This window comes from Bacteroides eggerthii (assembly GCF_025146565.1).
GTDB lineage: Bacteria > Bacteroidota > Bacteroidia > Bacteroidales > Bacteroidaceae > Bacteroides > Bacteroides eggerthii.
On sequence record NZ_CP102258.1, the window covers coordinates 621,752 to 639,270 of the forward strand.

At 41.4% G+C, this 17,519-nt stretch carries 15 protein-coding genes; all 15 read right to left on the reverse strand.

The genetic code is table 11. The features are described 5' to 3' along the window. Position 1: 1 nt before the first annotated feature. Positions 2–1,294, reverse strand: coding sequence for a tyrosine--tRNA ligase (gene tyrS / locus NQ546_RS02690; RefSeq protein WP_004291770.1), 1,293 nt, complete (start codon positions 1,292–1,294; stop codon positions 2–4). A gap of 78 nt (positions 1,295–1,372) precedes the next feature. Next, the gene (locus NQ546_RS02695; RefSeq protein WP_004291771.1) at positions 1,373–2,020 is read right to left on the reverse strand and encodes a TatD family hydrolase; all 648 of its coding nucleotides are present in this window, start codon (positions 2,018–2,020) and stop codon (positions 1,373–1,375) included. Continuing rightward, positions 2,017–2,238, reverse strand: a complete 222-nt coding sequence (gene yidD / locus NQ546_RS02700) for a membrane protein insertion efficiency factor YidD (RefSeq protein WP_004291772.1) — start codon at positions 2,236–2,238, stop codon at positions 2,017–2,019. Before yidD ends, NQ546_RS02695 begins: the two co-directional genes overlap by 4 nt. Next, a complete protein-coding gene (gene rnpA, locus NQ546_RS02705; RefSeq protein WP_004291773.1) occupies positions 2,235–2,654 on the reverse strand; it encodes a ribonuclease P protein component in 420 nt (139 codons plus the stop codon). The genes yidD and rnpA overlap by 4 nt, the downstream gene beginning before the upstream one ends. Before the next feature lie 179 nt (positions 2,655–2,833). After that, positions 2,834–3,586 carry a uroporphyrinogen-III synthase gene (locus NQ546_RS02710; RefSeq protein ID WP_004291774.1) on the reverse strand — a complete coding sequence of 251 codons (753 nt, stop codon included), beginning with the start codon at positions 3,584–3,586 and terminating at the stop codon, positions 2,834–2,836. A 4-nt stretch (positions 3,587–3,590) separates the two neighbouring features. Next, positions 3,591–4,322 (reverse strand): DUF4271 domain-containing protein, encoded by a 732-nt coding sequence (locus NQ546_RS02715; RefSeq protein ID WP_004291775.1) that lies wholly within the window; start codon positions 4,320–4,322, stop codon positions 3,591–3,593. Then, positions 4,319–4,906 carry an LOG family protein gene (locus tag NQ546_RS02720; protein ID WP_021940623.1) on the reverse strand — a complete coding sequence of 196 codons (588 nt, stop codon included), beginning with the start codon at positions 4,904–4,906 and terminating at the stop codon, positions 4,319–4,321. Before NQ546_RS02720 ends, NQ546_RS02715 begins: the two co-directional genes overlap by 4 nt. A 204-nt stretch (positions 4,907–5,110) precedes the next feature. Next, positions 5,111–6,403: a methionine adenosyltransferase gene (gene metK / locus NQ546_RS02725; protein WP_004291777.1), complete on the reverse strand. Its 1,293-nt coding sequence runs from the start codon at positions 6,401–6,403 to the stop codon at positions 5,111–5,113. Between the two features lie 309 nt (positions 6,404–6,712). Continuing rightward, on the reverse strand, positions 6,713–7,813 hold the full coding sequence (locus NQ546_RS02730; RefSeq protein WP_172556404.1) for a glycoside hydrolase family 88/105 protein: 1,101 nt from the start codon (positions 7,811–7,813) through the stop codon (positions 6,713–6,715). Positions 7,814–7,825: 12 nt separating this feature from the next. Next, positions 7,826–9,052: a DUF2264 domain-containing protein gene (locus NQ546_RS02735; protein WP_004291780.1), complete on the reverse strand. Its 1,227-nt coding sequence runs from the start codon at positions 9,050–9,052 to the stop codon at positions 7,826–7,828. Between the two features lie 9 nt (positions 9,053–9,061). Beyond that, complete coding sequence (locus NQ546_RS02740) at positions 9,062–10,252, reverse strand: DUF2264 domain-containing protein (protein WP_004291781.1); 1,191 nt, start codon at positions 10,250–10,252, stop codon at positions 9,062–9,064. 98 nt (positions 10,253–10,350) lie between these two features. Continuing rightward, on the reverse strand, positions 10,351–11,724 hold the full coding sequence (locus NQ546_RS02745) for a sulfatase family protein (RefSeq protein ID WP_004291782.1): 1,374 nt from the start codon (positions 11,722–11,724) through the stop codon (positions 10,351–10,353). Positions 11,725–11,730: 6 nt separating this feature from the next. Further along, the gene (locus NQ546_RS02750; RefSeq protein ID WP_004293343.1) at positions 11,731–13,533 is read right to left on the reverse strand and encodes a family 43 glycosylhydrolase; all 1,803 of its coding nucleotides are present in this window, start codon (positions 13,531–13,533) and stop codon (positions 11,731–11,733) included. A 33-nt stretch (positions 13,534–13,566) separates the two neighbouring features. After that, positions 13,567–14,955 (reverse strand): sulfatase family protein, encoded by a 1,389-nt coding sequence (locus NQ546_RS02755; RefSeq protein ID WP_004291784.1) that lies wholly within the window; start codon positions 14,953–14,955, stop codon positions 13,567–13,569. Positions 14,956–14,974: 19 nt separating this feature from the next. Beyond that, positions 14,975–17,362, reverse strand: coding sequence for a DUF2264 domain-containing protein (locus NQ546_RS02760; RefSeq protein ID WP_029429330.1), 2,388 nt, complete (start codon positions 17,360–17,362; stop codon positions 14,975–14,977). Between the last annotated feature and the right edge of the window lie 157 nt (positions 17,363–17,519).

A 17,519-nucleotide genomic window follows, 5' to 3' on the forward strand; every position in this document is an offset into this window, starting at 1 on the left:
ATTATTTCGCGATAATCAGGTAATAATTCTTCTTACCACGCTGTACCAGCAGATACTTATCATCCAACAAATCAGCAGTTGTAACAACCTGATCGAAAGCAACCAGCTTCTCCTTATTTAAAGAAACGCCGCCACCTTGTACCAGCTTACGCATTTCACCTTTAGATGCAAACACAGCTGCATTGTCCACAAACAAGTCAACGGCCTTTACACCGGCTGTCAATGCATCACGAGACACCTCAAACTGGGGAACTCCCTCAAACACTGCCAGCAGCGTATCTTCATCCAGCTTCTTCAACGCTTCAGAGGTAGCGTTACCAAAAAGAATATTAGAAGCATCAACAGCCGCATTATAATCCTCTTCAGAGTGTACCATAATGGTAACCTCCTTAGCCAGGCGCTTTTGCAGGACGCGCAGGTGGGGAGCTGTTTCGTGCTCGGCTGTCAGAGCCTCGATTTCCTCTTTAGACAAAGAAGTAAATATCTTGATATAGCGTGCAGCATCAGCATCACTTACATTCAGCCAGAACTGATAGAACTTATAAGGAGACGTATAACGGGGATCGAGCCAGATGTTACCGGATTCCGTCTTACCGAACTTACCGCCGTCCGCTTTTGTAATCAGAGGGCTTGTCAGGGCAAACACTTCACCGCCATTGGTACGACGAATCAGCTCGGCTCCCGTAGTGATGTTACCCCACTGATCCGAGCCACCCATTTGCAGCTTGCAGCCTTTAGTCTCATACAGATGCAAAAAGTCATAACCTTGCAGCAGCTGGTACGTAAATTCAGTGAAAGAAAGACCATCGCGAGCCTCCCCGTTCAAACGCTTCTTCACAGAATCCTTGGCCATCATATAGTTTACAGTGATATGCTTACCTACCTCGCGAGCAAAATCAAGGAAGCTGAAACCCTTCATCCAATCGTAGTTGTTCACCAATTCTGCACGATTAGGGGCGTCCGAATCAAAATCCAGGAACTTGCTCAACTGCTTCTTCATACCTGCCATATTGCGCTGCAAAGTTTCTTCAGTGAGCAGATTGCGCTCTGCCGATTTGCCGGAAGGGTCACCAATCATACCCGTAGCACCGCCTATCAGCGCCAACGGCTTATGACCGCAACGCTGGAAGTGACGCAGTATCATCACACTGCAAAGGTGTCCGATATGCAGAGAGTCTGCTGTAGGATCAAAACCGATGTATGCAGTCACCTGTTCCTTTGCCAACAGTTCTTCCGTACCCGGCATCATATCGTGGAGCATGCCACGCCATTTTAGTTCTTCTACAAAATTCATCGAATGATTAACTATTAATTATTTGATTTATACTTTGTCTGCGGCAAAAGTACGACTCTTTATTCTAACAAACAACTCTTATCGTTTAAAAAAGACTTTGTCGATATTTTCCTGCATATCTTCCATAAACCTATCCAAGGGTATGCCGCGAACCTCGGACGCCCGCCTGTACAATTCCATAATTGGCACACCACTCTCGTCAGTCTCCAAAAGCAAACGTCCGGCAGGAACGGTCCGAAGGGATTCTTCCTGATACTTCTCCCCGAAAGAAAGATAAAATCCATGTCTCACATAGTCTTGCGCCAAAGCCGGCTTCCCGCGAAACCCATGAATAATCCAGGGATTGGCAGGCTGTAACCGCTGTTTCAACTTCAGCAACTCCTCCACTGCTTTCACCAAATGAATAACTAACGGTTTGCCAAGCTCCACAGACAGTTGTGCCTGATATTCAAAGACCTCTATCTGCACGGCTATCGGAGCATCTGCCAGTTTATCCAAACCAGCCTCCCCTATAGCAAGAACCTGCGGATGCCCGATCAAAGAAGACAGCACATTCATCTCACACCGCACATTCGAAGTAATAGCAGCCGGCACATACCAAGGATGTATACCCACTGAATACCATTCCCCCTCTTTCGGAGCAAAAACATCCGGATAACAGTTTACGATAGCCGTCCCGGGGATTCGTGGCAAGCGATGCGTATGTATGTCGACAGGACGCTTCATGGAACGGGATCATATCCGGAACCACCCCAAGGATGACAACGCAGAACACGTCTTATCGCCAGATAAAGCCCTTTGAACGGTCCATGTTTCTTAATAGCCTCAACAGCATATTGGGAACAGGTGGGAGTAAATCTGCACGACGGGGAAGTCATAGGTGAGATACACTTCTGATAGAAATAAATGGGAAGCAACAGCAGGTATGAGAACAGCCGTTTCATGGTTCAAGAGTCGTGGAAGGCATGTCCGTATTCGGAGCTGCCATTTTTTCGGTTATGCGCACCAAAGCAATCCTCATCCTATCCTCTATTATGGAAGATTCCACCAGCTGGTCGGAGAGGTAAATAAAGGCAATAGCAAGCCGACACTTCCTTTCTACCAGAATATTCAGCAACTCGTGCTTATTTACGCGATAAGCCTCACGTATCTGACGTTTGACACGATTACGCTTTACTGCCCGCTTGAAACGGCGTTTTGAAACACTGATAAGAATGGAAGCATCCGCCTCCAGCTCTTCCACCGGCAAATATACCACACGCAACGGAAAGACCGAAAACGAACGCGAACCGCCCGCAAACATCTTCTCTATTATCTTTTTCTTATCCAGCCTTTCGACCTTATGTAAGGTATTTGCCATGAGTAAATTACAAATTATGAATTCAATAAATCACGAATTATGGGTTACGATTATAAAAAACGAGCTACAAGGTCTGCGACATTTAAGCACCGCACCCGTAGCCCGCTATTTCTATTGTTACGACTACAAGCCACAAGCCGGCAGGCTCATAACTTATAATTCATAACTCATAATTCTTTTCACTTTCCTTTATTGTTCTCCTTAATGAACATATCGAGCGCTGCCGTCATTGAGGGCGCCTGCACACTGGGAGCTTCCAAATCCAAACGGAGCCCGGCATCGCGGACAGCTTGCGCTGTTGTAGAACCGAATGTTCCGATCTTAATTTCTTTCTGTTCAAAATCGGGAAAATTCTTCTTTAAAGAAGACACGCCTGCAGGACTGAAAAATACCAGCATATCATAGTCGAACTTCTCATCCGGAGTAAAGTCATTACTTACCGTACGATACATAACTACTTCCGTATGCTGAATTTTACTCTTATCCAACAAGTTCTTAATCTCTTCCGTATGCACATCCGACATCGGCACCAAATACTTTTCAGTCTTATGCTTTACAATCGAAGGCAACAGATCATCAAACTTTCCGGTATTTCCAAAGAAAATTTTACGCTTACGATACTGTACATACTTCTGAATATACAAGGCTATTGCTTCTGTCACGCAGAAATACTTCATGGTTTCAGGAATTGTCACACGCAATTCTGTGCAAAGATGAAAAAAGTGATCGATTGCATGACGCGAAGTGAAAATAACGGCAGTATGATCTAATATAGACACCTTCTGCTGTCTGAACTCTTTCGCTGAAAGGCTCTCTACTTTGATAAACGGGCGAAAATCTATTTTCACACCGTACTTCTCGGCAATGTCGTAGTAAGGAGATTTCTCTGATGCCGGTTTCGGCTGCGACACAAGTACTTTCTTAATTTTCAACGTCCTAAAATTTTATTATCAAATAATCGTTTAGTTGTATCACTCCTTGATATAACATCAAACAAGGCATGATTTCAAGGGCACAAAAGTACAAAATTAAAAGGAAACCGCCATGTAAATTGTTACAAAAAAGCTTTAACCACTTATAGAGCATCAATATTTTAGTAAAAAATGCCAAAATCAATCCGATTATTATCGTAAGTTGCAGACTTAAGTCGAAATAGACTATAAACAAAGCGAATGGAAAGAGGGTAAACCCAAGATAATAGAGCAGGGTAGAATACGATTCGAGCCAAAGCGTTGTAACACTTTCGTCAAAAAAAATCCAACCCAATACAGAGTAAAGAACCCATTTAAAGAGCAGATAACAAAAACTCACTCCAATATAAATTCCCAATAACATGAAAGGAGAAACATGGCGCACCAATTCCGGCTGAACATCATTGCAGTAATTAAAAATGCAGACACCGGCAAGAATGCAAGTTTGCAAAATCAACAGCAACAAATAGCGCATATCGCCTGCTGTGGAAGTAGCAAATATACTGGTACGCTCACGATGCAGCAAGAAATCCTTTACCAATTGCAATAAAAAACGACGGCTACGGGAAAGAACATAAGCCGACAAAAAGAAGCAACATAACAGGATAACAGTAATGCCGTCGTCCATTCGTGGAGAATAAGGGATAGGGATTCCCTGCGCTCCACCTGCCGCCCATGCCATCAACTCACTCATCATATTGCAGCAAACTTACGGATAGAAACGTCCCACAAAGGAACAGTATGCACCAATTCCACAGCTTCCCGAACCGTCTTGGCTACATGCCAGATAGAACCATGCTGCGTACGCATGAAATTTTCCTCCACAGCCCTCTGAAGCATGGCAAGTAGCGGATCAAAATACCCTTTGACATTCAGTATTACCACCGGATTCAGATAAAGTCCCAATTGTTTCCAAGTGATGATTTCGAGCAACTCTTCCAAAGTGCCGCAACCTCCGGGCAACGCAATCACAGCATCACTCAAATCTGCCATCATTTTCTTGCGCTCGTGCATGCTTTCCACTTCTACAAGTCGGGTCAATCCCGTATGATGCCACCCTTGCTCAACCATAAAACGGGGTATCACTCCTGTTACTTCCCCTCCCGCCGCCAGCGCGGCATCCGAAACAGCAGACATAAGCCCCATATTACCGGCGCCGTTTATCAATCGGATATGTTGCTGTCCCAGCAATGTACCCAACTCATAGGCCGTATCAAAATAAACCGGATCAATTTTGGTGCTCGAAGCACTGTATACACATACGGAAGCTATCTTATTCATCATCTTTCAGCGATATCGGTTATACTTGTTGCAAAGGTATATGATTTTAAGGAAATTTGAAAAAAGAAGCTGCTCATTCTGCTCCGGAGTATTCCAAAGCCAGAAAGGCAGCTTTCTATAATAAATAGCCTGTAAAGCTATGCTGATTACTTATCAGTCAAGGATTAATGTTGACAATTACAAGGGATTGGCAACGAGGCTTCATCAGAGACCGAAAGCTGCCTTCACCTTATCAACGTAATCCAGTTTTTCCCAAGTGAACAGTTCCACAGTCACATCCTTATCACCTTCATAGCGTGACTTGAAATGTTTGGTAACAACCTGCGGCTCACGTCCCATATGGCCGTAAGCGGCAGTGTCCTGATAAATAGGATTGCGCAACTTCAAACGGTCTTCAATAGCTTTCGGACGAAGATCAAAGATTTCGTCAATTTTCTTAGCTATCTCACCATCGCTCATGTTCACATGGCCACGTCCATAAGTATTTACATATATATTGATAGGACGTGCCACACCGATGGCATAGGATACTTGCACCAGCATTTCGTCTGCCACACCGGCAGCAACCAGATTTTTGGCTATATGACGGGCTGCGTATGCGGCGCTGCGGTCCACCTTACTAGGATCTTTACCGGAGAAAGCGCCACCGCCATGCGCACCCTTGCCACCATAAGTATCTACAATAATCTTACGCCCTGTCAAACCGGTATCCCCATGAGGACCTCCGATTACAAATTTGCCCGTAGGATTAACGTGATATTTAATATCATTGTTAAACAACGACAGCACTTTCTCATGATGGATAGAAGCGATGACACGAGGCATCAAAATATTGATAACATCGTTGCGGATGATACCCAGCATCTCTTCATCCGCTTTCAACTGAGCATCTTCGCTGTCATCAGCGGGCAGGATGAAATCATCATGTTGGGTGGAAACGACAATCGTATCGATGCGGACGGGGTTACCGTTATCATCATATTCAATGGTCACCTGGCTCTTCGAATCCGGACGAAGATAAGTCATTGCCTTACCTTCACGACGGATATCTGCCAATACCTGCAAAATACGGTGAGCAAGGTCCAATGAAAGCGGCATGTAGTTTTCCGTCTCATTAGTGGCATATCCGAACATCATACCCTGGTCGCCTGCACCTTGTTCCATTGGATCCTGGCGCTCCACACCACGATTGATATCGGGACTCTGTTCGTGAATAGCGGAAAGCACGCCACACGAGTTACTCTCGAACATATACTCGCCTTTGGTATAGCCGATTTTCTTGATTACTTCACGTGCGATAAGTTGAAGATCAACATACGCCTTGGTTTTCACTTCTCCAGCCAGCACCACCTGTCCGGTAGTAACCAGAGTTTCGCAAGCTACTTTCGAACTGGGGTCATAAGCCAGCAGTTTGTCAAGCACAGCGTCCGATATTTGATCGGCCACTTTGTCGGGGTGTCCTTCAGACACCGATTCGGATGTGAATAAATATCCCATTTCAATCAGAAATTAAAAATGAATAATTAAAAATGGAGATGAGGGAAGCATCATCAATGAGTAGGAATGCAAATCTTGATACACCGTAGTGCCGTCAGAAAAGGATGTGTTTTAGCATTTTTTTCTGTGGTTGCAAGCTACTCAAATCTTTCCACATTTCATTTTCGGCTGCAAAGATAAAGAGAAATACGATATATGCACCACAGATTATGTAGATTAACACAGATTAAAAACAAATCCGCCTCAAATTTAAATAAAATTATTTAAATTTGAGGCGGATTTGTTTGTTGAGTAAAAAGTTGACTATAACTATTTAACAGATTTATAAAGCTCACTGCCAGCCAATAAAAAAGCACCAACTCCATATACATCAGTTGCATCAAAACCCGCAGCTCTCGGAGCAGCACCAACCGGTTGTATATACCCTAATTTACCATCGGCATGGACAGCTTTCACCAAAGATTTCCACCCTTTTTCAAGTACAGGTTTATAAGTACGTTTGAATAGATAACCATTACGGATTCCCCAAGCAATACCATAACACATAAATGCAGAGCAACTATTTTCAGGCATATTATATGAGTCAGGATCCAACAAACTGGTACGCCAATCTCCATCTTTACACTGGGTAGCTCGTACCGCTTCTGCCATTTCTACAAACAAACGTACATAATAATTTCGAGAGGGGCAATCAAAAGGTAAATTATCTATGATCAAAGGAAGTCCACCAAACACCCAACCATTACCTCTTCCCCAAAACTGCTTACTACCATTTTTTTCACGAAGGGGGATTCGCTTGTTATCCCTATAAAATAGATGTTCTTCTTTGTCGTAAAGAGAATCTACACACGCCTTGTATTCAGTATCTAAATAATCCAAATAAATTCTATCTCCGGTTATCGTATATAAAGCCGCATAAACCGGAGGCGCCATAAATAGAGCATCCGACCACGACCAACGTTCCGAGGTACCTATTGCATCCGTTTTTTGCAAAGGAGCCTTCGAAGGGTGAGAAGCAACATAGTACGCACGCTCCAATACCGGTTGTAACATACGTTTATCATTTAATTTACGATACATTTCAATAAAAGCCTGACCTACACATATATCATCCGCATGATATACATTATCCCACATATTCCAATTATATTTTTCACCAATGGCATAAACAAAATCATAACAGAATTTATTTCCTGAGACTTTACCCCATTCTGTCATTCCACGATACAAAGCTCCATTTGTCCAATCCAACGGATGGTGTTTCACCCCGCTTTGGTGATTTATCTGCCATTCGGCTACAGCATTACAAACTTTGGCAATATCTTCTTTATTCATTCCTGATGAAAAAGGTTGCTGCGCATGTAATCCACAACATATTACTGCTAAAAGTAAAAAAAGGATCTTCTTCATATACATTATTTATTAATTATCTTTTATAGCTTTATCCAACTTAACACTCTTATTACCGTTCCAAATTTTCTTTCCGGTCCATTCCGCATAAGGAGCACACCAGAACTCATCGGTAACCGGAAGCCCTAACGCAGTAAATACGACAGAACATAAATAAAGACTACCCGTAGAAATATATCTTTCAGCAATTTGCGGTTGATGCCCTGCAAAGCCTAAAGTCAGCCAACCTCGTTCATCAAAATTACCTTTTACGGACATATGTCTTTTTATTACAGCAGTCAATCCACACCGTACTTGAGCTTTAGTCACTGAAGCCGGCAACAATCCATCCAATGCCGCTTGCGAAAGCACATGAAAAGCGCCAAAACGGTAAGCGATGGAACGACCCACCACCGGATATGCCCCATCAGGAGAAATCATTCTCTCTTGTTGTTCGGCATATCTGGAAAAGCGCCGTAATTCTTTCTTATAAAAATCAGATTCGCCCTTATCATGCTTCTGCATAACTTTCAGAACATCTAAAAGCATCGGATGTATTACAAAACTATTATAATAGTCCATGTGTAGGTTTACACCGTCACCATACCATGCATCACCTTTATACCATTCTTTAAACCTCATGACAGCATACTCTATCGGATACATATTACATTCACCTGTTAACTCCAATAAAGCAGCCTCTACCATAGCCGAAAAAAGTAACCAGTTACTTTCCACCGGTTTTATGTTTCGTATCTGCTGCAGGGCATTCAAAACATTCTGTCGGACTACCGGAGAAAGCCTGCTCCATACTTGTACAGGAGCACGTAACACCCCCTGGCAAAAGAAAGCAGCATCCACCAAAGGCTGTCGGGTAACCGTAAAATTCAAATAGTCGGGAGATTCTGGATCAAAACCATATTCAATGGACTTAAGCATTAATTGAATATATTTCTCACGCAATTGTCCTTCCGATGTTTCATCCGGTCCAAGTTCCAGCCAAGGAGCTATTCCCACCAATAAACGTCCCAAAGCTTCCAAATGAGTAGTGCGTGCATTAGAAGGATTGGCCGCACCGGAAACAGTCTCTACCGGCATGTTATTTCTTAACTCACCTTTACTCATATTATTTAATAACGGATCCGCTACTTGTGACAATATGCTTATCCAGTATGCTCTATCCTCCCGTCCTGAAGCAACCTGCGAGCGACCGGTAATACAGAACATCAGTAAAGTTAAAATCAGAATACTATATTTCATGGTTCTATTTTATGGTTTTATGAACTTATCTATCGGAAATTCCAGGCCACTGAATGCCTTTACACTTGTCCAAGGTTCTACAGGATCACACCAAAAAGGATTATTGGCCGGAAGCCCTAAAGGAAGAAATGCCAACGAGCATAGATAAACACAAGGAGTTGACAAATAGGTATCTCCCAACTCTTTCTGTTCACCACACACCCCGATCGTCAGCCAACCATCTTTATCAAAAGTCCCCGGTTGCTCAAACAAACGTTTCAGCATGGCTGTCATAGCTCCCCTTACTTGTCCCGGTTTCAATGACTGAGGAAGTCGTTGAAATAAAGCACATGCTCCCAACACCTGAAATGCTGCAGAGCGATAACTGACAGAACGCCCTAATACCGGATAACTACCATCAGGAGCTATCATTCGTTCTTGAATCTCGGCATAACGCATAAAGCGTATCCACTCCTCATCCAAAAATGGCAGAAAAGACGAATCGTATTTTACCGCTATTTTCAAGACTTGAAGCAATAAAGGATGTATAACATAACTATTATAATAATCCAGATGAAATTCTGCACCATCTCCATAAACACCATCTCCCTTATACCATGCCTTATGAGAGTCCAATGCCTTTTTTACCACTGAAAAGTTCCATTCTCCACCGAATTCCTTCAAACCACATTCCACCATTGCAGAAAACAGTAACCAGTTATTATTTCCTGGCTTCATGGTTCGGGTAGACTTCCATTGTGCAATAAACCTCTCACGGGAAGTTTCATCTAAATTTCCCCATAGCTGGGTAGGGGCCTGTAATAAACCCTGAATAAGAAAAGCGCTGTTTACCAATATCTGGCGAGTAGCCGTACTGTTAAAATAATCATCTGACTTCGGGTCTACGGAATTGGCTAACGCCTTACAGGTCATCTTTATATATTTCTCACGTAATTTCCCCTCCGATGTTTCATCCGGACCAAGTTCCAGCCAGGGTGCTATTCCAGCAATTGTTCTTCCTACAGACTCCATGTGAGTCACAAATTCTCGCCTACTGGCCAAAGCAGAAGACGAACGTCCTATAGGAATCTTTTTTTTCAACTGATCTTTACTAAGATTGTTTATCACAGGATCAGCAATCTTAACAATTGTCTGTATCCAATATTGCCTATCACCATTATTAGCATCCTGTCCACAAACAGGAGCCATACCCAGGACCATTGGACAGAAAAGAGCCAAGAATATAAAAATCAATCGGTATACCATCGCTTTACTTCGTATTTCCTATTATATATAAATGTATAATGTGCTCACTAAAACTAATATTTTTGCATTAACAACTGTAGTTCTTTTACTTTATCCGGATATTTCTGCAAAAGATTGTCTGATTCTCCCACATCCTGCTTCAAATTAAAAAGTTCAGGTACATCTCCTTCTTTAAACTTACTATTACCCGTTTTAGGAAGATATACCCAATCCCCCTTGCGTATGCCATGTACTTGTCCACCCTTTACATAAACATATTCATCGCGCGGTCTCAAAGAAGGATTCTCAAAAAAAGATGAAACGTTTATTCCATCTATCTCCTGATTGAAAGAATGGCTGCCTGCATAGTGCATAATTGTTGGAAAAAGGTCAATGCTAGCAATTATAGCATCACTTGTCACTCCAGCAGGAACAACTCCTTTCCATCTAATAATGCAAGGTACTCTTACCCCACCCTCATAATACGAAAATTTACCGCCACGTAAAGGATCGGCAGAGCCACCCTCTCCTTTAAAAGACAACCAAGGTCCATTATCCGATGCAAAAATAACCAAAGTGTTTTCGGCTAATCCTTTTTTATCTAAATAGTCTAGAAAGCGACCTACATTCCAGTCTATTTCTTCTACTACGTCTCCATAAAGCCCTCGTTTACTTTTGCCTCTAAACTGTTCGGAAGCAAATAAAGGTACATGAGGCATTGACGGAGTTATATATAAAAAGAAAGGTTGTTTTTCATTATGTTGTTCTACAAAATCAATAGCATGGTCAAAATAACGCCGGGTAGTGGTAGACTGATCACATGGATATTCAATAATCCTATCTCCTTCAAACAACGGAGAAGCATTATTCAATCTCTTTTTTACAGCCGCCCTACTGGAAGTCCTCACAAATTCCTGATCTTCCTTAGCTTTCACTAAAGTGTATCCTTCTCTAAAAATCGCATCAGGAGCAAATTGCTGAGAAGGAGCAATATACATATCATTACTGTAAGGGATACCATAATAGTAATCAAACCCTTGGTCCGTAGGTAAATGCCCTTTTAAATCACCTAAATGCCATTTACCAAAACACCCTGTTATATAACCTTGTTCTTTCAATGCTTCAGCCAAAGTAATTTCTTCGGAAGGCATACCCGCAGATTCAGGAAAAAATACACCTTTTACTCCATTTTTCGTATTCAGCCGACCTGTTAACAACCCGGCACGCGAAGCACTTGATACGGAAGCCGAAACATAAAAGTCTGTCAATTTCAAACCATCCTTTGCCATACGGTCAATCGAAGGGGTCTGTATCAACGGCGAACCGTAGCAACCTAAATCTTGATAACCCTGATCATCCGTAAAGATAATCACAACATTAGGCTTTTGCCGGGCCTGTAACAGCCCGGCAGATAAAAGCATAGGATAAATTATCAGTCTCTTATTCATATCTTTTTATTCTGAAATAACAACACCTTCTGTAATCCCACTATCGTTATAGGTATCTACCCGGTAATGATATTTCACACCTTTAGTAAGAATATGAAGCAGTAAATCGGTGGTTTCACAATCTTTCACCTGAATACACTGATTTAAGAAATCAGGCTGATAACCAAAACGAACCAAATAACCGTCAGCTCCGGATACTTTATCCCAAGTAAGTAAAGCGTATCTTTCATCTTCTTGATTCCTCTGTACTGAAAGTTTCTTAACCAAACCCGGTTTCTCCGAATAACCAAAACCGAATACACGTAAATCCAACAAAGCAAACTTACCTTCTTTGGGAGTATGTACATTCTCTATTTTAATAAAAGAGGCCTCGACCGGTACGGAAAGTTCAACATATTCATGCGGAACGGCTACTGTATTCTTTGATTTATCAACAATCTGTTTCCAATCTTCACCATTGTTAGATATATACAGCTTATAAGCATGATAATCCGTCTCCTTAGAAGCATCCGGATTTATATCCTGTTCGGCAAAATTTATCTGAACGGAGTTGACACGTACTTTTTTACCTAAATCCATTACAAAATATTCACCGGCATTACCACTCGCTGCAGACCACCAAGTTCTGACATTCTCATCTGTTGCTTTTTCTGATTCAAAACCGGGCAGTGAGGAAGATGCCATACTCTTTTTATTCTGAGACTGAAGCATCCAGCCAAAAGCAGAGATATCCTGAGGATCAAATTTCTTCTGCGGCAATTGCATAGGATAATCTCCCAATACAGTATGGGTTCTCATTCTCCCCTTTTCATCAAAAGAAACAGGGAATAAACCGATTCTTCTTTCAAATTCATCATGATTACCTACCCACATTGACGTTACTTGCCACCAATTTTCGTACTTATCTTTAAATACGCAACTATGTCCGGCACCACCAATAAAACCGCCAACTTTCAAAGAAACAGGATTATACGGTTGCTCTACAAAACCACCGTTGACACTATCACTCTCCAAAACCACATCGCAATACCAATTACAGATAGTTCCCGGCGTAGCATACTGAAGATAATATTTATCATTATTCTTCACAACCCAAGCACCCTCAGGACAGGGCACTTTCGCAAACTTGCCCTGCCAGGCAGAAGCATCAATCTCATCATAAAGTTCTCTACGTCCGAATTGATAACCGGACTTACATTGATTGACATCTGTAACATACTCGCGCAGGACTTTCTTCGATCCCTCAATTTCTTTAAAAGTAACAGGGTCTACTTCAAAAAAAGTAGTAGACTGAGTACCGCCTAAACCATAATAAAAATAGAAACGACCATTATCAATAAACAGGCAAGGATCGGCCATACGTCTGACCTCACCGCATTTCTCCCATTTTCCATTCTCAGGATCAGACGAGCGAATGACATCTACCGTTTTTTTCGTACGATCACGAGTAAAGTTGACAAAATATACATAATTATCATCAGCAGCTACAGCAGGAGCCACATAATGATCCAAATCTAGTGCAGAAGCATGTACTTCAGAATTGAAATATACATTCTTCCAAGTAATAAGATCGTCTGAAACACGATATCCTCCAATATCCATTGTAGTAAACAGGTAATATTTACCCTTAAACAAAACTACGACAGGGTCGGCAGCAGAACGAGCTTTCTTCTGTTTAGTCTGAAAACATCCCCAACCATAATCCAAATTCATCGGATTACAAAATGTCGTTTGTTTCTCTGCTATTTTATTCTCTGAACAGGAAGATAAAACAAGCGAAGCTAATAATACAGATAATATATTTTTCATATACAGTAATAAGATTAATAAATACTCCTATATTCACTTTATCACCGGAGCATTTTGGGTTATTTTGTTTAAATCCTTCATTAGTAAATTACGCAAATGACTTTTTACTGCTCTATAAGCCGGATCAGTACTTTTATCCGACATTTCCCCCGGATCAGATAAAATATCCATCAAAGTTTCTTTTTTATCTCCGCGTGTAAAAGCCGTATATTTATAACGTCCATCATGGATTTGATACCCTGAACTTGATTCAACAATAATATGATTACGAGACATTTTAACAGTCTGTCCCGTTAGAATCGGTTTCAATGATTTCCCTGATAGCCCTTTCGGTATAGGAATCCCTGCTAAATCGCACATTGTAGGGACAAGGTCAATACCACAAGTCAGGTTTTTTGAATCTACAATACCTTTTTGTATTCCAGGACCAGCAATTATGAGTGGTGTGCGGGTAGCTTCTTCCAATAATTGGCTTTTGAACACAAGACCATGTGACTGCCCCATTTCTCCATGATCCGAAGTAAACACAACAATCGTATTATCAGCTAGACCAGCATCCGCCAATGCAGTTAAGATACGTCCAATCTGCTTCTCCACATCTTCTACAAGCCGACAGTACATCCAACGATAAAAATCCCATTGTTCTTCGGTCCAACTTCGAGAACCGGAACCGATTTCTTTCATTTCGGCATATGCACCATTAGGCTCCATATTAGCAGGCACAGGTGGTATTTGGTTCCGATATTCCTCTTCACTCAACGTTTTACGAAAATTTATATATTTCTGTGTAGCCGCTATTTGATGAGGACGTAATTTATCAGGAAATCTCGGGTCAAAACCAGCACCATAACAAATGTCATGAGGGTTCATAAATGAAAGGTAAAGAAAAAAAGGCTTATCTTCTTCCGGCTTATAGCCCGCAAAAAAACTCTCGGCAAAGTTAGAAGGACCATCGTAAAAGTCCATACCGTTTTGAATAAAACCATAATCCGTAATATCCGTTCTTCCACAATAAAAACCTGGATAACCGGAATAAATAGTTTCATAACCAGCATTCCGAAAAAGATTTCCAACCGAACTTTCACGTGCAACAGGCAATACTCTCAAAGTATCCGGTTTAGTCGAATTATTCGTATAACCTATTTCGCCAGCAAAACGTCCCGTTATCATTGCAAAACGTGACGGCATAGAAACAGGATTTGCACAATAATTACGCTCAAACCGGACACCATTTTCTGCTAACTGGTCTAATGAAGGAGTGTGGACATAACGGTTACCTGCACAACTTAGCATATCATATCTCTGCTGATCGGTCATAATGAAAAGAATATTCGGCCTCTTTGCTTCTACTTTCTGTATACCAAAGGAAGTGAATAATGAAATACCACAGCTATACAATACGGTTTCCGTTAAATTCATCATATCTATTAATTTAATTCGATTATTTTTTCAAGGCTTTATCTACCTCCAAATCAACACCTTCCCAACCTTTTTTACAAGTCCAGGCTGTAGCTGGAGAAGACCAATATTCATCTGATTCCGGCAGACCAAGGGCAACAAATACAGCAGTACATAAATACAAACTACCTGTAGAAATGTAAGTTTCTCCAATATGAGGCTGATAACCGGCAAAGCCGACTCGCAACCAGCCTTCCGGATTGAATGTCCCCGGAGCATTAATCTGACGATTAATCACAGCAGTCAACGCACATCTCACTTGAGCGGGAGTTACTTTAGTAGGAAGTAACTTTCTGTATGCAACATCAGACAAAGCATGGAAAGCACCAAAACGATATGCTAATGAACGACCTATTATCGGGAAAGTACCTTCGGGAGAAATCAATCTTTCCTGTTGTTCTGCATAACGCGCATAACGACTAAGCTCCAGATCATAAGGAATAGCTCCTTCCAAGCCATGCTTTTTCATAACAGCCAAGACTTCAACCATCATCGGATGTATAACAAAGCTATTATAATAATCCAAATGGAAATCTGCGCCATCACCATACCAACCATCACCTTTATACCATTGAGCAAAGCGATCACAAGCATATTTCACCCGTTCATATTCCCATTCACCCGTAAATTCCTTTAACGCAGCTTCTACCATGGCAGCAAAGAACAACCAATTGGTTTCGGAAGGTTTAATTACTCTTGACGATTTCAGTTCTTTAATTACCCTTTCTTGCGTCGTTTTATCGAGTTTATCCCACAATTGCGTACGTGCTCTTAATAAACCATGAGCTAGAAATGCAGCATCTACCAGCGGTTGACGGCCTTTGTTAAAATTAAGATAATCAGGAGAAGCCGGATTTACACCATTAACAATTGATTTTAAAGACAAATCAATATATTCGGCACGTAGTCTACCTTCTATCGTACTGTCAGGTCCTAATTCTAACCAAGCGGAAATGCCTGTAATCAATCGTCCTAAAGCCTCAAGATGGGTTACTTCCCTTCTTTTCTGCATATCGGCAGCAATGGATTCAACTGGCATATTCTTACGAAGTTCACCTTTTGCCATATTACTGAGTAATGGGTAAGAAATACGATGTAACGCACTCAACCATGCCGCACGATCCTCATTTTCTGAAAATGCCGTAATAGTTTGTACCACAGGACGAGCTTCCAACAAATTCTTATAACGGATAAGAGCTTCTACAAAATAATAATCCGCATAGGTAAGAGGTGCATCTATCTCATATTGTTTTCCCATGAAACCGGTACAATGCTGTATGATGAAATGGTTGTTATCCCCCACTTTCTTTGCACGATATGCGGGAGAAGCCAATGACTTTATCTGTTGTTCTCCAATAGAAAGAAATTGTTCACCCAACTCGCCAGGTACATACGTACTCAGTTCTACGAAAGCGGATGCCATAATAGCACCGGCTGAAGCATCTCTATCCGCTTTTGGAATATTAGGAGCATCAAAATCCCAATACGGAATTTTGTCCTTTGGCAGACGTGGATGATTCATGATAAATTTACCAACCTTTATAGCATGGTCCAAATATTCTTTTTTTCCAGTCTGGCGGTACATCATAGTAAATCCGTATAATCCCCATGCCTGTCCACGAGACCAAGCCGACTGGTCATTTACCCCTTGATGGGTAACCTGATTTAATACCTTACCGGTAATTGTATCATAACTAACTACATGATAAGAGCTACCGTCCGGACGAAAATGATTCATCATCGTGCGATCCGCATGTGATTTCGCTTTCTTATAATAAGAATTGTCCCCCGTCATAGAAGAAGCTACTGTAAGCAATTCCAAATTCATCATATTATCAATGATTACAGAGAATTGCCATTTTTTACTGTTCCATGAACGGGTACATCCCGTTACCGGATGAAAGCGGGTAGATAAAGACTTGGCAGCCGTTTCTATCACTTCTCTATAAGCCTCATTGTGTGTAAGGCGGTAACCGTTTCCAAAACTACAGTTGATAATAAATCCGACATCATGATTACTTGTTGTATATTTCTGCTTTTCCACACGTGATGTCATTTCTTCTGCAGCAGCCCTAACCTGCGGATCATTACTATATTCATAACAATACCACAATGTACCGGGATAAAAACCACTTGTCCACCAAGGCGATTCACAAGTAATCATTTTACCGTCCTTTGCTGTTCTAGGAAGTATGCCTACTTGACCTTGCATCTCACTGAACATAGACATTGACTGCTTGACAGAGAAGTCAAGAGCCTCATCTACTACTTTTTTCATGCCTTTCGATACTGCACACGCCGATGACGCGAAACACGCTAACAGGACTAAACTGATAATTAAAGTTTTTTTCTTGTTTCTCATTACCCTCATTTTAAGGTTTAACTTTACATTTATATTATTTCTGAACGATACAAAGGAAGCTGAATCTACATTCTTAGCATAACACAATAGTTCTGATTTAAATAAAAATTGTACATGAACTGTTCTGAGCCACTCTACTTTCATTATTTCACCCTAAATAGAACTA